Below are 20,562 nucleotides of genomic sequence, written 5' to 3'. Positions count from 1 at the left end.
CGAGTGAGGTCGTTGCTATTAAAAGTGAATGCAGTCGTGCTAGATCCAGTCTTCGCCGTGCATCTTCATCGCCTCAGCCAAAACCTTAGCGAAGAATGGCCCACGATAGATCCAGCCGGTATAGACCTGCACCATGGACGCACCCGCATCGAGCTTTTCACCCGCAGCTTCAGCTGAATCAATCCCGCCGACACCGATGATCGGCAATTTACCCTCCGTCGAACGGTGAATGTAGTTAATCACGTCATTCGAGCGCTTGCGGATATCCGAACCGCCACTCATGCCGCCAGTCTCCGTCGAAGTGAAACCACGTGGGCGTGTAATCGTCGTATTGGTGGCAATAATGCCGTCATACTCCAAATCAAGCAACACGCCGACGATTTGATCGATCTCAGCGTAGGTAAGATCTGGAGCGATCTTAAGCAGCATCGGATGCGGTTCATGCCCGAGCTTCTTCGCATAACTGCGATTTTCATCGCGCAGTGTCGTCAACAGATCGCGCAAGTAGCTCTCTGTCTGCAACTCTCGCAGCCCTGGAGTATTGGGACTACTGATATTAATCGTAAAATAGTCTGCCTGATCCGCCAAGGTGCGGAACGATGACAAGTAGTCATCCACCGCCTGATCGAGTGGTGTCGCCTTGGCTTTACCGATATTCACGCCCACAGGCATCTTACGTTTGCCCTTAGGATAGTGCTTCGAGAGGCATTGGAGCATCGCTTCGGAGCCCTTATTATTAAAGCCCATACGGTTAATCAGCGCCTTTTGCTCTGGATAGCGAAACAAGCGAGGACGTGGATTGCCCGGTTGCCCTTGAGGCGTGACGGTGCCGACTTCACTGTGGCCAAAGCCCAGCGCTTCAATCGCACGCGGAAATTCGCCGTCTTTATCCATACCTGCAGCCAAACCGACGCGATTCGCAAATTCCAAACCGAACAGCTTTACAGGCTTATCCTCGCGAACTTGATTGCATGCGCGCACCAAAGCACAGAGCGCGGGCACACTGCTGAGCGCCATGAGCGCGGTGCGTCCGCGGTCATGCGCCTGTTCCGGCTCCATTTTAAAAAGAATTGGGCGGATAATGTTTTCGTAGATACATCCCATAGCGGTAAGTCTGTTAGCCTAAATTGAGAAATGGGCAAGTTAACAAGGCTTCGCGACTAAACAATGAAAATCACTCACTTGAAGATTTTCTGACAAAGCACTTTACAATTCGGATTTGGAAGCTTTTACCCGTTATATCTTTTCTCATAAAAACCTAGTAATAGCATAACGCGACAAACAAACAAAACCTAGGAACACGCCCTCCCCTTAAGCATGCCGAATACAACTGCAAAACTCACCTGGTGCAAAGCACGCATCGGAGAAGACATGAACTGGTGGATCAACGAGATCAGCGATCCCATCCATTGGGAAATCGATGGTCTTGGAATCATTGACCCTCGCCAGTTCCAACACCTACTCGATCTATTAGAGCCGCTGAACGAATACGGTCTGCAGACTGATCTCGTCGAAGAAGCCTTCTACGCATTCGGAATCGACGAGATTCAGGACGACAAGTCAGTCCTCCTGAAACTCGTGCCTGATAACATTCTCGACTGTGAAGACCCCCTCTTTGCGCTGCCAGACGTGCTCGATGAGGAAAAAGGCCCCTACGCGGATCTACTCGACCACATCACCAAACTGCGCATTAAAATGCTCAACGACTTGATCGACTTCGCGCAAAAACTGACAGTCGAAGAACTCGAAGAAGAAATCCGTGAATCACAAAACGGTGACTACCTCGAAGGTCGCGCAACCCACTACTTCACCGAACTCACCACAATTCTTGAATACGTGCCCGAGGGCTTCGAACTCGACGATGACGAGGAAAGCACTCCGAAGTCTGAAGACGAAGCACTCGAAAAAGACCTCGCAGATGTCGACGCTGGCACTGACACCGAAGAAACACTCGTTGCCGACGAAACAATGAAGTGGGACGAGGAAGAGGACGAAGAAGAGACCGAATACGAAGAGCACACGACTCCACCAGACGAAGTGCCAGCAGCAGAAGAAGAGACTAAAAAGTAGCTCCTCTCAAAGCATTTTCAAAAAGCCTCGGATCACTCCGGGGCTTTTTTTGGGTAAGGCAGTAGGCCGATACATGGCAGCGCAAGAAGAGAGCTCGGCGATTCCTCTTCCAGAAGGCCGTAGCGATGCGACGCCACTCGCGTCTATTTCGCAGCGAGACGCCTTACAGTAATCGACCTCGCTAGCGCGAGTTCGCTACGATCTTCCGACATACAAGCGGTAGCGATGCGACGCCAGTCGCGTCTATTTCGCAGCGAGACGCCTTACAGTGATCGACCTCGCTAGCGCGAGTTCGCTACGATCTTCCGACATACAAGAGGTAGCGATGCGACGCCAGTCGCGTCTATTTCAGAGCGAGGCACCTTATAGTAATCGACCTCGCTAGCGCGAGTTCGCTACGATCTTCCGACATACAAGCGGTAGCGATGCGACGCCAGTCGCGTCTATTTCGCAGCGAGACGCCTTACAGTAATCGACCTCGCTAGCGCGAGTTCGCTACGATGTTTCGACACACAAGCGGTAGCGATGCGACGCTAGTCGCGTCTATTTCGCAGCGAGACGCCTTACAGTAATCGACCTCGCTAGCGCGAGTTCGCTACGATCTTCCGACACACAATCAGCGGTAGCGATGCGACGCTAGTCGCGTCTACTTCGGAGCGTAGAACCTTACAGTGATCGACCTCGCTAGCGCGAGTTCGCTACGATGTTTCTGCCTGATTGCACGACCTTTAACCATGAACAAAAAAAAGCGGCCGCCTCACTGAAGAGACGACCGCTAGTAGAATTAAGAGCTATGAATCAGCTTACCAGAAGACCGCGTAGAGCGCGATCGTAGCAAGCACGACACCGATACCGACGATCTTTGCACCCTTCGATGACTCGAGCTCGATCTGGTCGTTCACAGGCAATACCACTGGATTCTTCATTGGCTTCACCAAGGTCAGGATAATACCAGCCAAGAGCACGATGAAGAAGCAGATCGCCATACGGTCGAGGAATGCGATTTGATCCGCATACCACCACCCCTTGGAAACGACCCAGTCACCGAGGAACATCTTGAAGGAGCCATACGAAATGACGTTCAGGCCGATGCCAACCGCGCCGAAGTAGCGAGGTGTGCGTGGCGAGAAGAAGCCGAAGATGAAGACCGCCAAGATACCAGGCGAGATAAAGCCTTGGAACTCTTGGATGTAAGCGAAGATACTCTCGAAGTTATCGAGCTTTGGAGCCACAAACGCAGCCATCAACACGAACAGCACCACGAACCCACGACCGACCTTAACCAAGGTAGCTGGATCTTTTTGACCGGTGAACTTGGAATACAAATCCATCGTCGCAATCGTCGAAGCAGAGTTAAGCATCGATGCCAGCGAGCTGATCACCGCACCGCAAAGCGCGGCAAGCACGAACCAAGAGATCAACGGCATTGGCTTAATCAAGTTACGCACCAAGACTGGGAACGCCGAGTCATAGTCGTATGCCTTCAGCGTCGAGAGCGTCATGCCCCCATCCACACCTGATTGTGCGAGTTCATTGATACGATTCGCAAGCTCATCGTTGCCAGCACCCACTGGGAGCGTCGCTTCAGCACCGACAACCGAGAGATTTTGCGCCAAGACACGAGCGGCGAGTTCAGGCTGAAGGCCAACAACCGCGGCCTCAACAGACACAACCGTATTTGAATTCGCCACTTCAGCTGCTTCAACCATCGCGATGTTCTTATGGGCAGCATTCGTATGCAGATCACCACTAAAGAGATTAAACGCCAGAATACCGGGAATCACCACTAAGAACGGGATCAACAGTTTCAAAGTCGCCGCGAATACAATACCTTTCTGACCTTCGGCAAGTGACTTCGAACCCAAAGTGCGCTGCACGATGTATTGATTCAAGCCCCAGTAGAAGAAATTAGGAATCCAAAGACCGATGAGCAATGCTGTCCAAGGGATGTCAGTGTCTTCCTTCGGGCGCACCATGTGCACCTTACCGCCAGAACCATTCGGCCCGTTCACGGCAACGGCTTCACCGTCGACACCATCATTCAATAACATAAAGCGCTCCCATGTGCCTGCCGCTTCGAGTTGCTCAACCGTCGCGTCTGAATTCGCCACCTTTGTGAGGAAGAGCTCTTCAGCTGGCTTCTCAGCCAACACATTAAACGCAAGGAACATAACAATGGCACCACCGACGATCAGAGCAGCGCCCCAGATCAAGTCAGTCCACGCACAGGCCTTCAAACCACCCACGAACACGTAGACAGCCGCGAAAATCGCGATCATCCAGCAGACATAGGTCAGATTGTTCAGGATTGGCACTTCGTTGTAATACTCAGAAACGAACTTACCACCGGAGAAAATAACCGATGAAGTTGTAACGAACACAAGTGTGACAATCGCAGGAATCGCCATTGCGAGACGAGCCACACCATCGAACCGATACTGCAAGAACTCAGGAATCGTATAGAGACCCGCTTTGAGGAATTTCGGCAAGAACCAGAACGCCACAAAGATCAACGTCACGGCTGCCATCCATTCGTAAGAGGCGATCGCCATACCCAGCCAATTGGCAGAAGAGCCCGACATACCAACGAATTGCTCCGTCGAAATATTGGCAGCGATCAGCGAGAAACCAACCAGCCACCAAGTGAGGCCGCGCCCCGCTAGGAAATAGTCGGATGCCCCTTTATCTCCCGAGGTATCTTCGTCTCGGCTTTTCCAGATCCCGAGTCCGATAACGCCAACAACAGCGATGATGAATAATGAAACTTCTAGTATGTCCATAGGGTTATATTTATGTGTATTGAGTTAAATTATAGGCAAAATACCTATTGAGTAAGTCTCTACGTGCATCACACGAATTAAAAATTAACCCGTGGGCGAGGTTTACGGACAAGGGGATCCAGCGCGTTGAGACTCGGATCATGCAATGGCGCTCATCCGGTTTTGCAAGTCAAGATTCTCCGTTAGGATAAATCAGAGACGCTAACAGTGCGCATAAGCAGTGATTCCCTCCGCATAATCATTGAGCAATTAACTGGATCCAGTGATGCTCACTCACATACTGCTGGATCCGTCCCGACCTCAGACAATCAAAGATTACATATCCCTATGTGCCGCCTAAGCCACTCTCTGCTACAGCATTTCAAATCGAAGGTGCACCTGCTATCACTAAGCACGACCGCCGTCCTATTAGCCTGCGGCGCCCTCACATCCGTTCATGCAGACAGCACACCGACTCAAAATGTGCTATTAATCTTGGTCGACGATCTTAAGCCCGAGCTCGGTTGCTACGGGTCGGATATCATCCAGACCCCCAACATGGATCAGCTTGCAGCAGATGGCCTGCTCTTCGAGCATCACTACGTGCAACAAGCCGTTTGCGGCCCATCACGCGCCAGCATGCTCAGTGGCCTGCGCCCCGACCGCACCAAGGTCTGGGATCTCGCCCACACCGCACGTGAAGAAAACCCAGAAGTCTTCACCGTGCAGCAATACTTCAAAGAACGCGGCTACGAAACTGCCGGGGCTGGCAAAATCATGCACGGCTTCAAGAACCATGACCCCCTGTCATGGTCGATTCCCTACGTATCCAACAAAGATCTGCCCTACTTCGGTGGCAAGGTGCCTGCCTTAGATAAATACCAAGCTCCAGCGATCCACCAAGCTGTGGCCGAACTCGACAAACAGAAGATCACCCACTGGAAAAAGCGTATCGACTTCGTAAAGAGCCGTGGATTCATGCCCGCGACCGAGTGCCTCGACGTCGACGACGCGGCCTACGCCGACGGCGCACTCGCAGACTGGGGCAACCAAATGCTCGAACAGCTCTCCCAGTCCAAGAAACAATTTTTCCTCACCCTCGGCTTTAACAAGCCGCACCTCCCGTTCGTCGCACCCAAAAAATACTGGGATCTGTATCAGCGCAGCGACATCAACCTAGCCGCCTTCAGAGACGCCCCGAAAGGTGCTCCCGAATATGCACGACATAGCTGGGGCGAGCTACGCAACTACACCGACGTCGCCAGAAAGGGTGACCTCGATGACGAGCAACAACGTCAACTCATCCACGGCTACTACGCCAGCGTCTCGTATGTCGATGCACAGATCGGCAAAGTGCTCGCCGAACTCAAACGCACAGGGCTCGACGAAAACACCATCGTTCTCCTCTGGGGCGACCATGGTTGGCACCTCGGTGATCACGGGCTCTGGTGCAAGCACTCAAACTTCGAGCAAGCCACCCACTCCCCACTCATTATCTCCGCTCCTGGATTTGAGAAAAACCAACGCGCAGGCGCACCCGTCGAATCGGTTGATATCTTCCCAACACTCTGCCAACTGGCCGCCCTGCCGATTCCAGCGCAGATCGACGGCACCAGCTTAGTCCCGATGTTGCAAGATGCCGATGCCTCGATCAAAGACTTCGCCATTAGCCAATACCCGCGCACCCACAAAGGCCTCATGGGCTACGCACTTCGCACTGAGCGCTACCGTATGGTCGTGTGGATCGACGACAGTGTTGCACAAACCGGCGAATTTCACCCGAAACAAATCGATGCCATCGAGCTCTACGATTACGAAACCGACCCCGACGAAACCGTCAGTCAGGCCAACAACCCTGAATACAAGCCAGTGCTCGATCGCTTGATGGAGCAACTCGAAGGCTTCTTTAAATAAAGTGACACAGACATTTGCTACGCCATCTCCGGCAGACCTACGTCTGTCTGTTTTTCAGAACAAAAAGGCGGGCGACCTGCTGCCCCCAACGACAGGACCAAGCGTCAATAACAAGTGATACCACCTGCACGTGCGCGGGCTTCGCAAGCAAAGCCCCTACGCAAGCCGATTTCAACAGATTCTTAATATCGTCTAGGCTGACTTTGACGAGTCATCGATTCGTAGGGGTGTTGCTTGCGACACCCGCGACAACACCGCCGCCTTCGGGACTTCCAAACGAGCGACTCCAAGCGCGGGCTTCGCAAGCAAAGCCCCTACGCAAGCCGATTTCAACAGATTCTTAATATCGTCTAGGCTGACTTTGACGAGTCATCGATTCGTAGGGGTGTTGCTTGCGACACCCGCGACAACACCGCCGCCTTCGGACTTCCAAACGAGCGACTCCAAGCGCGGGCCTCGCAAGCAAAGCCCCTACGCAAGCCGACTTCAACAGATTCTTAAATCGTCTAAGCTGACTTTGACGAGTCATCGATTCGTAGGGGTGTTGCTTGCGACACCCGCGACAACACCGCCGCCTTCGGAACTTCCAAACGAACGACTCCAAGCGCGGGCCTCGCAAGCAAAGCCCCTACGCTCTCCTACTTCAGCAGATCCTTAATATCGTCTAGGCTGACTTTGACGAGTCATCGATTCGTAGGGGTGTTGCTTGCGACACAAGCGACAACACCGCCGCCTCCGGGACCTCCAAACGAACGACTCCAAGCGCGGGCTTCGCAAGCAAAGCCCCTACACAAGCCGACTTCAACAGATTCTTAATATCATCTAGGCTGACTTTGACGAGTCATCGATTCGTAGGGGTGTTGCTTGCGACACCCGCGACAACACCGCCGCCTCCGGGACTTCCAAACGAAGATCTCCAAGCGCGGGCTTCGCAAGCAAAGCCCCTACGCAAGCCTACTTCAGCAGATTCTTAATATCATCTAGGCTGACTTTGACGAGTCATCGATTCGTAGGGGTGTTGCTTGCGACACCCGCGACAACACCGCCGCCTCCGGAACTTCCAAACGAACGACTCCAAGCGCGGGCTTCGCAAGCAAAGCCCCTACACAAGCCGACTTCAACAGATTCTTAATATCGTCTAGGCTGACTTTGACGAGTCATCGATTCGTAGGGGTGTTGCTTGCGACACCCGCGACAACACCGCCGCCTTCGGAACTTCCAAACGAACGACTCCAAGCGCGGGCCTCGCAAGCAAAGCCCCTACGCTCTCCTACTTCAGCAGATCCTTAATATCATCTAGACTGACTTTGGCATTGGCGGCCTCGCTTTCCTCAAACAACTCTTTAAGAATTTCAGCCTTCTTCGCCTGTAACTCGAGCACCTTCTCTTCCACCGTGTTCGCGGCGATGAGCTTGATACTGGTGACCACCTTCTTCTGCCCGATACGGTGCGCACGGTCAGTTGCCTGTGCCTCGGCCGCCGGATTCCACCACGGGTCGTAATGAACCACGGTATCCGCGCCAGTGAGATTCAGACCTGTGCCACCGGCTTTGAGCGAGATCAAGAACACTGGAATGCTCTCATCCTCGTTAAAGGTGTCACACATCGCGAGGCGGTTCTTCGTCTTACCATCGAGATAACAGAACTTGTGCCCCTTCTCGCTCAAATGCTGCGCGAGCAACTTAAGCGCAGTCACAAATGAGGAGAACACCAAGATACGGCTGCCGGCATCGATACACTCGTCCAGCACTTCATCGAAGGCCGCGAGTTTCGCCGAATGCGCCGCAGGATATTCCTCGTCAATAATACGCGGATCCACACAGGCCTGGCGTAGGCGCAACAGCTCCGTGAACGCGGCAAACTGCACACGCCCCGCATTCGCCCCTGCCATCTCCATGTTGAAAATTTCGCGACGCGTCTTTTCGAGCGTGTCGTTGTAGAAGCCCATTTGCTTCGAACCGAGCTCACAGAAAAAGGTCTTTTCGATCTTATCTGGCAGCTCCGGAGCCACTTCTTTCTTGGTGCGTCGCAAGATATAGGCTGCCGCACGTTGCGTCTGCCGATTCGTGTGCCACGCGCGATCTTCCTGCGAAAGCTTACCCGCGGCTTTCGTCAAATAGCCAGGCATTAGAAAGGAGAACAAGGAGAGCAAATCATCCAATGAATTCTCCACCGGCGTGCCGGTGAGCAAGAAGCGCCCCTTACAATGCAAGCGCATGAGCGACTTAGCATTCTGCGAACGACGATTCTTAATGTGCTGCGCCTCATCGCCCACCACCACTGACCAATCCATCGTCGAAAGCATATCGGAGTCCTGTCGCAACGTGCCATACGAAGTGATCACGATGTCGAACTCCTCCAACAGCGCAGGCTCCTTCGCACGCTTCGTGCCATGATGCTTCGCCACCTTGAGCCCTGGCACAAAGCGCCCCGCTTCTCGGATCCAGTTCTCCACCAAACTCGCAGGACACACCACGAGCGCTGGCATTGCCTCTGTATTCGTCGTGCGGATACACTCAATCAGCGCAAGCGCTTGCAGCGTCTTACCCAGACCCATCTCATCGGCAAGAATACCACCGAGATCGTGACGATACAGATGCCACAACCACGCCACACCAATGCGCTGATAAGTGCGTAGAATCGTATCAAAGGCAGGACGAATCGGCGCCGCTTCGAGCGCCGCGATTTGCTTGAGCGCACGACTGCGCGACTGCCATGCCTGCGGCGGCTGCCAGCCCTCGACCAACTCATCGAGCAGATCCTCAACATCGACGAGCTCCTGTGTGTCCAAGTTTTTCGAAAAAGTCGGCGTAAAGGGACGATCCGCCTGCCCACTGACTGAACGCTCGATCGCATGCAAGCGCTCGACTGAGGCTTTATCCAAAAGCGTGATTTTCACACCACTGCCCTCGTCCTCCACATAACTACGCCCCGTCGCAATCGCACGGCGTAGATCCGTTTCATCGCCTTCTTTGTTCAGCGTCACATCCAGCGCAAAACGTCCATCCGTTTCCTTCGTCTCGATATTTAGCTCAGAAAGCTCCACATGCGCGAGCTTCTCCTCGAAACCATCCGTAAACACCGCACGCCATTGCTCCCGCAAGGCCTTCCAGTGCGCAGCGAGGAAATTCAGCGTCTTATGCCGATCGCGTAGCCACCATTTACGGTTTGAAGGTTCGAGCATAAACCCTTCTAACTTTAAAATATTACGTAACGGCTTAATTGAATCATCATCACGCCCAGCCGGCAGCCGAATCGCCAAAAAGTTCGGCGAGCCATCGACCACCACCCGGTTGGTCGAGTATTTCTCCATCGAATCGGCCACCGCCTTGGCGACTGGATAATCCCCAGGCTTCGCCTTAAAGGTGCCTTGCATCCGTGCTTCCGCAATACGGCGTGGGTTGGGCTTGGATTTTTCGCGTAAGCTGATGTTACGACTAAAGCTTGGTCGCTTCGGCTCCTCAACCGCAACAACCGCTTCCGTCTCGTCGTCCTCAGCGTCTTCGTTCGGATCGGCCTCTTTCAAAAATTCATGCACTCCGGGCAGTGTGTGGCCCTGCCACTCAATCGGGGCATTCGGCTTCTTCACCCAATACACTGTCGGCTCGCCTTCGAGCGCAGCCAACAAACGGCGCAAACGCCCTCCCGTCAGTTGCAACAAACTCGCCAACTTACCGCCGCACCAAGACTCGACCAATACCAACGCAGCTTGTTGCGCCTCCGAGGCATTGTAAGTCCGTGTCGGGCTGAGCTGATTCAGCGGAACAATTTGACGACCAGCCGCCGCGTCGAGCTTCACAACGATGCCATCGCGCTCACCCGCTGCTTCGAGATTGGGTGGAAGAAAGACCAGCATTCGCAGCGTATCACCATCTGGAGACAACTTGATGGAGCGCACCCCCCGCGGCTTCCGCGCTTCTGGCTCCGGCTCGGGCACAGGCACGAAATCGGGATGCGGCTGTTCGGCATTGGCCGCTTCGTGCTTAAGCGCTTCGTAGTGCAGGGCGATCGCGATCGCATGCGCACAAACTTTGCGACGGCGCCCATCGATGCAGTTGCAATTGTTCACCGCAAATACGGTGGAGCGAAGGTTCAGCTTCGGCTCATAGGTATCGTCTACCCCCTTCACTGTGCCAGTCAGAATGGGGCTCTGCCAGGCGACCGACGTCACTGCGCCCGTCTCAAACAAGCGCTCGGCCTGCTTAAACACGAGCCCTCCCGAAAGTTCTAGAAGGAAGCTACGGTCGAAGGTCGGAGGTGCTTTAGATGGTGTTGCCATAGGAGCCGAGCACGCTTGCGCTTCGCTCGCGGATGTCAAGAGTGCCAATCGCACTTCCAATCATACTCTCCAACAAATTAATCCATGCGTCCGATCGCCTACCTCATTCTTGCAACGCTCCTCATTACAGTCGGCTGCTCCAAGCAATACACTGCGACCGCGACGATCGACTTGGATCACGACAAATGGAAGGCGAAGACGACCACCGACACGGAATTACATAGCCATGGTTGCTGTTTTTCAGATCCGATTGCGCCCGCGATCAACACAGTTCGATCAGACAGTGTCCGCGAGATGGTCAGTCAAAGACTTGTGATTGAAAATGACCTAAGCATACGCCCTCTAGAGCTAGAACGGCACCTGCAAGTCACACACATGGACGACAGTCTGAAAATTCAGATTCACTACACAGACCCCGATCCCATGCTTGCGGCGTGGATCGCAAATACCTTCGCGGAAGCGTATATCGATTACACTAGAAACCTCAACCTGGATGCCTCGATCAAGGCAGTCGAAGACTTGCGCATGCGAGCCGATCAACAGAAGCATCGCGTTGAAGCGCTTGAGACCGAAATCGCCAATGCCCGCGAGGCTAGCGAAAATGGTATTCTTGGAAAATTACTCCGTGAGCATGATGTCCAGAAGGGATTCTATGAGGCACTCATGCAGCGAATGGACCAAGAGCAGGCGCAAATCGAATCACCTCAGACGAGCTATAAGCGCATTCTCCAACGCGCCCCCCTCTAATCTAAAGGACATACTATCCGTCCAAAATGGAGCAAACTCAGCCTTTGCCCTTCCAAAGCCAAGACAAAGCCTTTTATCTGCTTCGATGCAGTTACCTACCCTACCCCTACTCGTTACATCCATCCTGAGCCTCGGCAGCGTCGCGCTTCAGGCCGATGTTACCCTACCTAATATTTTCGGAGACCATATGGTGCTCCAACGCGAACAAGCTAACCCCGTATGGGGCAAGGCTGACGCTGGCGAGACAGTGACCGTCCGTATCGACGGGCAATCGCACACGACTACCGCCACCGCCGATGGCACATGGCGCATTCAATTGGATGCGATGGCAGCGAGCGCTGAACCTAAGGTGCTCGAGATCTCAGGCTCAAACAATCAGGTTTCCATTTCCGATGTGCTCGTAGGCGAAGTCTGGATCTGCTCTGGCCAATCCAACATGCAGTGGTCACTCAACAACACATACAACGGAGCGGTCGAAATTGCCGCAGCCAACCACCAAGGAATCCGTCTCATCTCCGTGCCACAAGTCGGCACACAAGAGGCACAAGACAACTTTAACGGCGCATGGGAGGTCTGTTCTCCGGAGACCGCAAAAAACTTTTCCGCTGTTGGCTATTTATTTGGCAGTCGTATCCATAGCGCACTCGGCGTGCCCGTGGGATTGATCGACAATGCATGGGGAGGCTCAGCAGCCGAAGCATGGGTGCCGCGCGATGTGCTCGAAGCCGACAGCAACTATACCGAACTGCTCAGCTCATGGGACGAAAAAGTCGCAGCCTACACCGATGAAGCGCATGCCGCCAAGTTAGCAGAGTTCGAAGCATGGCAAGCTGCTGGCAAACCAAAGCCCAACAAACGCTCGCCCAGAGATTTCCGAACGGGTCAACGCCGACCAGCCAATATCTTTAACGGTGTGCTGAATCCAACCATCGGATACGGCATGCGCGGCGTCATCTGGTATCAGGGCGAGAGCAACTCAGGCCGCGCTTACCAATACCGCAGCCTCTTCCCGCTCATGATCACCACTTGGCGTGACCTCTGGCAGCAAGGTGACTTCCCCTTCTACTGGGTGCAACTCGCAGACTACATGGAAGAAGTGCCAGAACCGCACGAGAGCGCATGGGCCGAGCTACGTGAAGCACAAAGCATGACACTCAGTCTACCCAACACTGGCGAAGCCGTCATTATCGATGCAGGCGAAGGGCGCGACATCCACCCCCGCGACAAGACCACCGTTGCCAACCGCCTTGTGCGCCTCGCACTGGCCCACGATTACGGCTACAAAATAGACGCTGAAAGCCCACGCTACGCATCCATGAAAATCACAGGCAGCGCAATCGCTCTAACCTTTGATCACGTCAGCAGCCAAGGCCTATACAGCTTCGACGTAAAACACCCGATAGGATTCACCATCGCTGGCGCAGACCAGGTATTCGTCAAGGCCGATGCCAAGATCATCGGTAAAAATAAAGTGCTCGTCTCCAGCGCAAACGTGTCAAATCCGGTCGCAGTGCGTTACGCATGGGCGAACAATCCAGTGGCAAACCTACAAGACCGCAACGGCCTACCCGTCTCCCCATTCCGCACCGATGATTGGCCTGGCATCACAGTCGACGCGGTCAAATAACAACCATGCAAAACGATTGCACCTTCTCCGAGTGTCGCCGCTATCGCTACACGCTCCTCCACAAATGGGATGAACTCTTCGAACGCCGCAGAGCCATCTTTATGTGCCTCAACCCATCCACTGCGGACGAGAACCAGCTCGACCCGACCCTCACACGCATCAAAGCATTCTGTGGACGGCTCGGTGCCAACGAGTTTTGTATGCTCAACATCTTCGCCTACCGCGCCACCGATCCGAAGGACATGATGGCAATCGGAGACCCCGTCGGCCCCGAGAACGACGCCCAGATCAAAGCCGCTATCACCGAAGCCTACGAGCTCAATGGCGGACAGCTAGACATCGTCGGCGGCTGGGGCAACCACGGCCTACATATGGATAGGCAAAACGCCTGTTTGGCATTACTGGAACCGTTTCGAAAGCTCCCGAATCTAAATATTTCCTGCCTCGGAAAGAACGCCAATCAGACGCCGAAGCACCCGCTCTACATTGCAGCGAATCGCGAGTTTGAAGTGCTGTAACAAAGTGATACAGACATTGCTACGCCATCTCCGGAAGACCTACGTCCTGTCTGTTCTGGACAAAAAGACCGCAGGCAAAGTGAGAGTCTGCCCGCTAAGTCACGCCAAGTATACGCGAAGCCACAGACCCCAAGCGTAGGGGCTTTCCTCGGGAAGACCGCACAGAACTCAAGCCGCAGAACCCAAGCGAGCAGCCTCGGAACTTGTCAGAGAGTCGCTTTTTCGATGCCCAAACCAGTTCCGACCCGCCCATCAACAGTATCTCTCGCCCGCTTCGCTCAAGGCACAAAGACGCAAAGCATATCAAACCAGCCGCCCTTAACCTTAAAAGAGGAGTCAGGAGGCAGAATCTAGGATGATTCTAAAAACATGAAACACAGACCAAGAGATTTAGGCCGTAGTCTTCAAGTTGAGCATCGTGAACTGAAATCAACCCTGACACCCCACCGGCAAGCCATCGTCCTCCACTACAGATCCAATGGGCTGATCATTTCCTTCTTGGTTCGGCTCTTCACCGTGTGCGTATAGATCATCGTCGTCTTAATATCCGCATGCCCTAGCAATTCCTGGATCGTGCGCAGATCGACATTCGCCGCCAGCAAGTGGCTGGCAAAGCTGTGCCGAAAGGTGTGCGCCGTCACTCGCTTGGCAATTTTTGCTTTTCTCGCGGCCATCTTGATCGACTGGCTCACCTGCTGCTTGTAACTGTGATAGCGGCGATAGCGACCCTCTTTAGGCACCATGGTCAACGCCTTGGCTGGAAAAAGCCACTGCCACTGCAATTCCTTAGCCTCTCGCTGTGCACGTCGCTTGCCCAAGGACTCAGGCATAAACACTCCCCCGAAGTCCGAAGACTCCAGATCCCGCTCTAGTTGCTTCGCCACACGCCGAACTTGCTGCTTCAGCGCCAACCGAAGCTTCTTCGGCAACGGCACAGAGCGATCCTTCTGCCCCTTACCGTCATGCACGATCACCAAATTCTCGTCGAAATCTAGATCACTCACACGTAGATTCAGACATTCTGAAAGCCGCAAACCACAGCCATACAGCATCGAGACGATCAGATCAAAAGGGAATGCCAGCTCTTTGAGTGCCGCATCGACCTCCGGCCGCGTTAACACTGTAGGGATGTATTTACTCACTTTAGCTCGAACCACACTGTCACCCAGCTCGTAATCACGCTTGAGGATATGCCGAAACAAAAACAACAGCGCATTAAACGCCTGATTCTGCGTCGATGCCACCACCTCGTCCTTCACTGCCAGATCCGTCAAAAAGTCCCTCGCCGTCTCGTCCGAGATCTCGTCGACCGGCATATGCCCGGTGTAGTTGCCAAAGCGCTGCACCCAGTTGACGTAAGTTCTCGAAGTATTGGGCGAATAATTGCGGCGCTTAATCTCACCCGCGAGCTCGCGCTCTAACTGCTCCCAACCGCCACGCCCCTGTGCTCCTTCCGTAGCCCTCTCACTCCCATCCGGCTCTGGTGCCGCCGAGGCCACAGCATCGCCCTTCGGCGTCATTTTCGGCGTCATCTTCGGCTTGGCTGAAGGCTCCGACACCAAAGAAGCCAAAGGCGACTCCGAGGGGGAAGTCACAGGCTCGCCCAGCCCATGGTAGATACGGACGGCTCTGCGCGCCTGATCGCGTAAGCTCTGCGACTGCCCCTTACTGGCAAGCTTCGCCATAAATAAAGCGACCACCACAGGGCTGGGCTGCCCGTTGCCATACTTAGCTTCAAAATCCAAGAAATACCGAACCCACTTCACATAATGAGGCTGTTCTGGACTCGAAACACCCAAGACAGTCAAACGAGCCTGATACAATTTAAAGGTCTCTAGCGGTAACTTAATCATAATATAGAGAATGACATATCATGAGTAATAGAATGATATCTTAGCATAAACGCAAGCCTGTTTGGGCTAAAATACGTTAAAATACGTTTGACATATCTTAAGCAGGGATACTCTGTAGAAATGACATAATAACTTGTTATGTCAGAAAATGAAGACCAGTTAAACGAACTCGAAACGTCAGTCCTCCGTAAACTGGCAGTTCACAACCCTGAACTTGAAGGCATCATCGAAGATCTTAAAGTCAGCAAAAGAACGTATTCAGGAGTTGGCGGATTTACTGACTTTGAACCTATTGAAAACGATATTGGACTGGGAAACGAAACCTTAGGTTTGAATGACTATATTATTATGATACCTTCAGTCCCAAACGGAATGGGATCAGTCTTATTCTGCACTGATGGAAAGCCAGAAATGCTCGAATTCTTCACTTACGGCAGTGATGAATGGTATGGTAAAGATATGAACTTCACACTAAAATTAAATACATAACCAGGCAGGATAGGACAATTCCGTTCGTGCCTCACTCCATGCCTACCTTTGACGTTAGGTGAATAAAAGAAAAATAGATTTCAGCCTCATTAACCATTCAGGGAAGTGGCTTATTGAATCGAAAGTTCTATCGTATCACATCGAAGAACCCGCAACACTTGTGCTTGCTAGAAAGAATGAAAAATCGAAGTGGCTGGTTCTTGCTGTTGGATCGACGAGACCGAACGAAGATTTTCCGAACGACGGAAACGAATACAGAGAAATAAACCCTTTCAGCCCCAGCGAGTTCGACATTGAAGGCACCGAAGCAGTCATCAGGTTTTACACGTTCAAAGCTCTCGAAACGAAAAAGAAGCAAGGAATATGGGCTAGATTCATGGAAGTGCTTAATCCACCAGTCTTCACTGGAACTTTCACGATCGAAGGGTTAGATTCTATCCCCGAAGAATCTATTCGAGCATTACGAGACAGATTCCAAAAAGAACATTTTTTTGAAGAATTGAACTTAATCGAAACACCGACCTAACCAGACGCTTCTGGACAACGTCGCTAACGCGCCGCGCCAGAGCTCCACGTTGGGGAAATATAAAATGAAAGTGACCATTCTAGTATTAGCCTTCATTGGCCTTGGACTTCACGCATCTCCATCGGGAATATTTGAGCTCAAGAAAAAAGACCTGAGTGATAGCGGATTCAGCTTCAAGGTGGGTCGAGTAGTTCAAGAGAATGACAGAAATCCGGAACTTGTTTATATTTTCGCTACTTTTCCAACGTCGATAAATTGGGGCGAAAGAACCTATACTCTGAGCGAGGTTGAAATTGAAGATCAAGCATTCAGGCACGAGACTTCTATTCAACTGAACAAGAATGCCTCCAGCGATGAAACAGCAATGGTAAGGTTTAGAATCCGTAGGGACGCCATAGATGATACCTTGATCTCAGGAGTCTATGGAAATGGCAGTTTTTACTACCAAGCAGATCTAGGCGTCATCCTCGGAGATGAGCTTGATCCACAAGATGAGGCCGAAAGAGGAAGAAAAAGATATAGAGACGAACTGATCCGAGTGATGCCTGGATCTACTGAGGCGATTCGTAGGATTGAATACCTGAAGCGGAATCGACTGGAACGTCTCTTATTAAGCCATCGAAAGGTTCATGATGGCATTGAACTAATAGTCGAGGGATCTGGCCTTAAGGTTGAAGTCGATCCGTCCCTTGATAACTTGAAACTCAATCTGTCATTGAAAGGCTTGGATAGGTATAGGTGCCTGAATTTTGCACTTCAAAATATCGATGCGAGATCAATAGTAGACGGTAACATAATAAAAATAGAACCCCAACCAGTCGGTGGTGATCAATAGATTTCGCTGGCGCTCATCTATATCACACCTCTACGATATGCAGACAAAATGAAAATCATAGGAGACAGAAACACGATCTGCTTCGAAATCGCTGATTCATACAGTGAAGGGCTACTACAAGTTGACATTTGGGCTGGGAACAAACTTCTGACTGATTGCGATAACATGACATATGTCTCTGCCTTCATCTACAGCCTGAACTGGGAAAAACAAAGAATTGAAACAAGAGATATCGATGATGACTTTGCGTTTTTTGACCATGGACCAACTACAGATTCATTCGTTTCTAGAATAAAAATTGAAGCTTCTGAAGCATCCATATCCTTCGAATTTGATGACAGCATATTTCACGTCTCATTGCCGCTAGAGGCCCTAATGGATCGCCTTACTCAAGTTATTGAGATCCTCACTAAAAAAGAGCATATCCAGTCGGGAGATGGACAATAGATTTCGCTGGCGCTCATCTATGCATCCCCTCTACGTTCTCAGAAATGAAAAGCAAACTTACCTATACCATAGTCATTGCCCTTGCTGGATGGCTAGGCGGAGCATTCCTCTTTTCCAGTCATGCTGAAAAAGAAGCAAGAAAAGACGTCACACGCTTTTTCAACGCCACCTCAAAGGAAGCCTTCAAAGACACAGATAGCTTTAAAGAACTCATGCTTGAATGGACTTCGCCATGGAAGGAAAGACTAGTATGGAGCTTCCCTTTTGGAAAAAATAAAAAATCAAGTATTGAGGAAATGGAGGTCGGCCTAGTTTACATCTCGGCGAATCACACCCTATCTCCCGAAGAATGGTTCCCAGACAGTGACCTAAACCAAAAGTATAATATACAACCGAAGACTGTCAGCCAAGAGGAACTCATACAGGTCTGCATAAATTTGATTGGGCAGAAATATAACGATGCCTATTGGGTAAAAGTAAACGAGAACCAATCGCAGTGAGCAATGTCGCTATCGCGCCATCGCTCATGCTCCACGTTAGAGAAATGAAAAAAACATGCTACATGTGTGATACTCTTGCCACGAGTAACGAGCATTGCCCACCTAGATCTGTCTTCCCGAAAGGGCATAGGCATCAACTTGATTCGGTTCCAAGTTGCGAGACTCACAATACATCTAAAAATAAAACTAAAGATGATGAGTATCTGAAATTTATGCTGCTCTCTGCACCAAAAAGCAAATTCGACACTGGAGAACACTTAAACAGTGTAATGAGATCATTCCAATACCGCCCACATCTAGTCGGGCAATTTATGCCCAACCTCCAAGATGCCACATTTATGGGCGAAGCGACTTCTTCCTTCTCCGTCGATAGAGATAGGTTTTTTAGAATTATTGGAATGGTCGTTAAAGCATTATACTTCAAAGATAATGGGATAAAACTCAGCTCAGAAGTTCGAGTTGCTTGGGCGCCCCTCGGAGATGCAAACTCTGGAAGAATGCCATATCTAGAGAAACTGGAATATACAGAGCGGCATTTTGGAGACACGCCCGACAGGAAGAATGGTGAGATTTTCCAGTATGATTGGAAGACATCCCCAGATAAGACATTAAACATCTGTCGCCTAAAATTCTACCAAGGACTGCCTATTTATGCGATATGGCAACAACTCTAACCAATCGCAGTGAGCAATGTCGCTATCGCGCCATCGCTCATGCTCCACGTTGGCTAAGAAAAATCAAATGAGCTACGACCTATACTTTTGGAGAGAAGAACGAAACCTGAAGAACGATCCTCAAGACGTTATTGAGACCCTATCTGCCGACAAGCCGATCGCAGGCATTGCAACATTCAGTCGAGACAAAATAAGAGAGAAATTTAAACTCGATTTCCCAGGCATAGTGGATGGCGACATCTCTCTGGACTGGGAAGGCGAAGGGAGCTATTTTCAGGTCAGCTTTACGCATGCTGATAAAATGTCAGTGAATTGCATCATAGTCACCTGTGGCTACAAGCTGCTCGATAGCCCTGATACGATGAACAGAATTATCGACGTTGGAAGCCATTTTGGATGTGCTCTTTACGACCCACAAACCAACGAGCGATACCAGCAACCAAACAGCCAACCAGTCGAGTGACTCAATGAGTTTCGCTCCCGCTCACTCATGAGTCCTCTTTAACGTTCTGAGAAAGAAAAATGAAAATCATCAAATACGCTTGGTATGCTGTCGTAGCGATTTCCACACTTGGACTACTGGCAATAGTCGGTCCGAAAGTCTATAATCAGATCGAGTATCAGTTTTTCGACCCACAAGGAGACCCATCCATGTGGCCAGGGACATTTGAAGGAATACTGATATTTATCTCCATCCTTGCTGCTGCCTTGGCGCTCATATTTGGCTCAAATGGAAAAGATGAAAAAGTGAATAGGTTCCCTCGTTTTGCCTTTGGAACCATTGGATTTACCCTCTTGGGGATGTGGGTTTACGGAGCAAAGCTGTGGCAAGACTTCCACTCGTCATTTTTACCGCAAAGCCTATTGGACAGAATGATAAGCAATGATGGATCATTGATTATCCTCATTGCCGTAGTATTCCATTTCACATATGCTTTCTCTGGCAGAGGCATCGGAATATGGCTTCTCCGATCCTACAATCGAATAAAAAATAAATCAGAACCAGACGCTACTGGGCAATGTCGCTAACGCGCCATCGCCAGAGCTTCACGATAGCTACTAAAGAAAGAGAAAGACATGACTTGGATTATAATTATTGTAGCGCTTATCGAAATCGTATGGCTATGGGCCTTAATTGCCCTCCTAAGAAACAATAGAATAGACTCGACCGACAAGGTCTGCTGGACAGTCGTCTTGTGCACCCTGAATGGACTGGGGCTACTCCTATACATGATATTTGGCCCAGTAGATTTAAAAATAAAAATTGAACAGACTGACGAATACCTATCAGAACAGGAATTGAAAAAGGCATTCAACGAAGGTC

At 51.3% G+C, this 20,562-nt stretch carries 17 protein-coding genes; 13 read left to right on the top strand and 4 right to left on the bottom strand.

The genetic code is table 11. The features are described from left to right. Positions 1 to 39: 39 nt before the first annotated feature. On the bottom strand, positions 40 to 1,104 hold the full coding sequence (locus GZZ87_RS11270) for a quinone-dependent dihydroorotate dehydrogenase (RefSeq protein ID WP_162025247.1): 1,065 nt from the start codon (positions 1,102 to 1,104) through the stop codon (positions 40 to 42). A gap of 213 nt (positions 1,105 to 1,317) precedes the next feature. On the opposite strand from GZZ87_RS11270, the gene GZZ87_RS11265 reads away from it, so the two are divergent. Further along, the gene (locus tag GZZ87_RS11265) at positions 1,318 to 2,070 is read left to right on the top strand and encodes a hypothetical protein (RefSeq protein ID WP_162025248.1); all 753 of its coding nucleotides are present in this window, start codon (positions 1,318 to 1,320) and stop codon (positions 2,068 to 2,070) included. An 803-nt stretch (positions 2,071 to 2,873) separates the two neighbouring features. On the opposite strand, the gene GZZ87_RS19750 is transcribed toward GZZ87_RS11265, so the two are convergent. Then, positions 2,874 to 4,850, bottom strand: a complete 1,977-nt coding sequence (locus GZZ87_RS19750; protein WP_244648208.1) for a sodium/solute symporter — start codon at positions 4,848 to 4,850, stop codon at positions 2,874 to 2,876. A gap of 327 nt (positions 4,851 to 5,177) precedes the next feature. Here GZZ87_RS19750 and GZZ87_RS11250 point away from each other — a divergent pair, with 327 nt between their 5' ends. Further along, entirely contained in the window at positions 5,178 to 6,743 is a 1,566-nt protein-coding gene (locus GZZ87_RS11250) for a sulfatase (protein WP_162028302.1), read from the top strand. 1,270 nt (positions 6,744 to 8,013) lie between these two features. Here the strand turns inward: GZZ87_RS11250 and GZZ87_RS11245 are convergent. Next, the gene (locus GZZ87_RS11245; RefSeq protein ID WP_162028279.1) at positions 8,014 to 11,022 is read right to left on the bottom strand and encodes a DEAD/DEAH box helicase; all 3,009 of its coding nucleotides are present in this window, start codon (positions 11,020 to 11,022) and stop codon (positions 8,014 to 8,016) included. Between the two features lie 84 nt (positions 11,023 to 11,106). On the opposite strand from GZZ87_RS11245, the gene GZZ87_RS11240 reads away from it, so the two are divergent. The 3 genes from GZZ87_RS11240 to GZZ87_RS11230 all read left to right on the top strand — a co-directional run bounded on the left by GZZ87_RS11240 (position 11,107) and on the right by GZZ87_RS11230 (position 13,914). Further along, the gene (locus tag GZZ87_RS11240) at positions 11,107 to 11,769 is read left to right on the top strand and encodes a hypothetical protein (protein ID WP_162028280.1); all 663 of its coding nucleotides are present in this window, start codon (positions 11,107 to 11,109) and stop codon (positions 11,767 to 11,769) included. Positions 11,770 to 11,854: 85 nt separating this feature from the next. After that, positions 11,855 to 13,396 (top strand): sialate O-acetylesterase, encoded by a 1,542-nt coding sequence (locus GZZ87_RS11235; RefSeq protein ID WP_162028281.1) that lies wholly within the window; start codon positions 11,855 to 11,857, stop codon positions 13,394 to 13,396. A gap of 5 nt (positions 13,397 to 13,401) precedes the next feature. Beyond that, entirely contained in the window at positions 13,402 to 13,914 is a 513-nt protein-coding gene (locus tag GZZ87_RS11230) for a DUF1643 domain-containing protein (RefSeq protein ID WP_162028282.1), read from the top strand. 467 nt (positions 13,915 to 14,381) lie between these two features. Here the strand turns inward: GZZ87_RS11230 and GZZ87_RS11225 are convergent, their stop codons facing one another. Then, the gene (locus GZZ87_RS11225) at positions 14,382 to 15,767 is read right to left on the bottom strand and encodes an integron integrase (protein ID WP_162028283.1); all 1,386 of its coding nucleotides are present in this window, start codon (positions 15,765 to 15,767) and stop codon (positions 14,382 to 14,384) included. A gap of 138 nt (positions 15,768 to 15,905) precedes the next feature. Here GZZ87_RS11225 and GZZ87_RS11220 point away from each other — a divergent pair, with 138 nt between their 5' ends. The 8 genes from GZZ87_RS11220 to GZZ87_RS11185 all read left to right on the top strand — a co-directional run bounded on the left by GZZ87_RS11220 (position 15,906) and on the right by GZZ87_RS11185 (position 20,267). After that, positions 15,906 to 16,256: a hypothetical protein gene (locus GZZ87_RS11220; RefSeq protein ID WP_162028284.1), complete on the top strand. Its 351-nt coding sequence runs from the start codon at positions 15,906 to 15,908 to the stop codon at positions 16,254 to 16,256. Positions 16,257 to 16,314: 58 nt separating this feature from the next. After that, positions 16,315 to 16,782 (top strand): hypothetical protein, encoded by a 468-nt coding sequence (locus tag GZZ87_RS11215; protein WP_162028285.1) that lies wholly within the window; start codon positions 16,315 to 16,317, stop codon positions 16,780 to 16,782. A 64-nt stretch (positions 16,783 to 16,846) separates the two neighbouring features. Next, the gene (locus tag GZZ87_RS11210) at positions 16,847 to 17,617 is read left to right on the top strand and encodes a hypothetical protein (RefSeq protein ID WP_162028286.1); all 771 of its coding nucleotides are present in this window, start codon (positions 16,847 to 16,849) and stop codon (positions 17,615 to 17,617) included. A 48-nt stretch (positions 17,618 to 17,665) separates the two neighbouring features. Next, positions 17,666 to 18,064 carry a hypothetical protein gene (locus GZZ87_RS11205; RefSeq protein WP_162028287.1) on the top strand — a complete coding sequence of 133 codons (399 nt, stop codon included), beginning with the start codon at positions 17,666 to 17,668 and terminating at the stop codon, positions 18,062 to 18,064. A 44-nt stretch (positions 18,065 to 18,108) separates the two neighbouring features. Further along, a complete protein-coding gene (locus tag GZZ87_RS11200) occupies positions 18,109 to 18,564 on the top strand; it encodes a hypothetical protein (RefSeq protein ID WP_162028288.1) in 456 nt (151 codons plus the stop codon). 44 nt (positions 18,565 to 18,608) lie between these two features. Then, on the top strand, positions 18,609 to 19,238 hold the full coding sequence (locus GZZ87_RS11195; protein ID WP_162028289.1) for a hypothetical protein: 630 nt from the start codon (positions 18,609 to 18,611) through the stop codon (positions 19,236 to 19,238). A gap of 67 nt (positions 19,239 to 19,305) precedes the next feature. Continuing rightward, positions 19,306 to 19,701: a hypothetical protein gene (locus GZZ87_RS11190; protein WP_162028290.1), complete on the top strand. Its 396-nt coding sequence runs from the start codon at positions 19,306 to 19,308 to the stop codon at positions 19,699 to 19,701. Positions 19,702 to 19,760: 59 nt separating this feature from the next. Continuing rightward, positions 19,761 to 20,267 (top strand): hypothetical protein, encoded by a 507-nt coding sequence (locus GZZ87_RS11185; RefSeq protein ID WP_162028291.1) that lies wholly within the window; start codon positions 19,761 to 19,763, stop codon positions 20,265 to 20,267. Positions 20,268 to 20,562: the final 295 nt, after the last annotated feature.

This window comes from Lentimonas sp. CC4 (assembly GCF_902728235.1).
GTDB lineage: Bacteria > Verrucomicrobiota > Verrucomicrobiia > Opitutales > Coraliomargaritaceae > Lentimonas.
The sequence above is the reverse complement of the archived record's forward strand: the minus strand, read 5'-3'. Positions and strand labels throughout refer to the sequence as shown.

What these genes read in the sequence shown, in the direction of transcription:
- GZZ87_RS11270 (WP_162025247.1), bottom strand. Translation starts at nt 1,104, where the DNA reads ATGGGATGTATCTACGAAAACATTATCCGCCCAATTCTTTTTAAAATG.
- GZZ87_RS11265 (WP_162025248.1), top strand. Translation starts at nt 1,318, where the DNA reads ATGCCGAATACAACTGCAAAACTCACCTGGTGCAAAGCACGCATCGGA.
- GZZ87_RS19750 (WP_244648208.1), bottom strand. Translation starts at nt 4,850, where the DNA reads ATGGACATACTAGAAGTTTCATTATTCATCATCGCTGTTGTTGGCGTT.
- GZZ87_RS11250 (WP_162028302.1), top strand. Translation starts at nt 5,178, where the DNA reads ATGTGCCGCCTAAGCCACTCTCTGCTACAGCATTTCAAATCGAAGGTG.
- GZZ87_RS11245 (WP_162028279.1), bottom strand. Translation starts at nt 11,022, where the DNA reads ATGGCAACACCATCTAAAGCACCTCCGACCTTCGACCGTAGCTTCCTT.
- GZZ87_RS11240 (WP_162028280.1), top strand. Translation starts at nt 11,107, where the DNA reads ATGCGTCCGATCGCCTACCTCATTCTTGCAACGCTCCTCATTACAGTC.
- GZZ87_RS11235 (WP_162028281.1), top strand. Translation starts at nt 11,855, where the DNA reads ATGCAGTTACCTACCCTACCCCTACTCGTTACATCCATCCTGAGCCTC.
- GZZ87_RS11230 (WP_162028282.1), top strand. Translation starts at nt 13,402, where the DNA reads ATGCAAAACGATTGCACCTTCTCCGAGTGTCGCCGCTATCGCTACACG.
- GZZ87_RS11225 (WP_162028283.1), bottom strand. Translation starts at nt 15,767, where the DNA reads ATGATTAAGTTACCGCTAGAGACCTTTAAATTGTATCAGGCTCGTTTG.
- GZZ87_RS11220 (WP_162028284.1), top strand. Translation starts at nt 15,906, where the DNA reads ATGTCAGAAAATGAAGACCAGTTAAACGAACTCGAAACGTCAGTCCTC.
- GZZ87_RS11210 (WP_162028286.1), top strand. Translation starts at nt 16,847, where the DNA reads ATGAAAGTGACCATTCTAGTATTAGCCTTCATTGGCCTTGGACTTCAC.
- GZZ87_RS11205 (WP_162028287.1), top strand. Translation starts at nt 17,666, where the DNA reads ATGAAAATCATAGGAGACAGAAACACGATCTGCTTCGAAATCGCTGAT.
- GZZ87_RS11200 (WP_162028288.1), top strand. Translation starts at nt 18,109, where the DNA reads ATGAAAAGCAAACTTACCTATACCATAGTCATTGCCCTTGCTGGATGG.
- GZZ87_RS11195 (WP_162028289.1), top strand. Translation starts at nt 18,609, where the DNA reads ATGAAAAAAACATGCTACATGTGTGATACTCTTGCCACGAGTAACGAG.
- GZZ87_RS11190 (WP_162028290.1), top strand. Translation starts at nt 19,306, where the DNA reads ATGAGCTACGACCTATACTTTTGGAGAGAAGAACGAAACCTGAAGAAC.
- GZZ87_RS11185 (WP_162028291.1), top strand. Translation starts at nt 19,761, where the DNA reads ATGAAAATCATCAAATACGCTTGGTATGCTGTCGTAGCGATTTCCACA.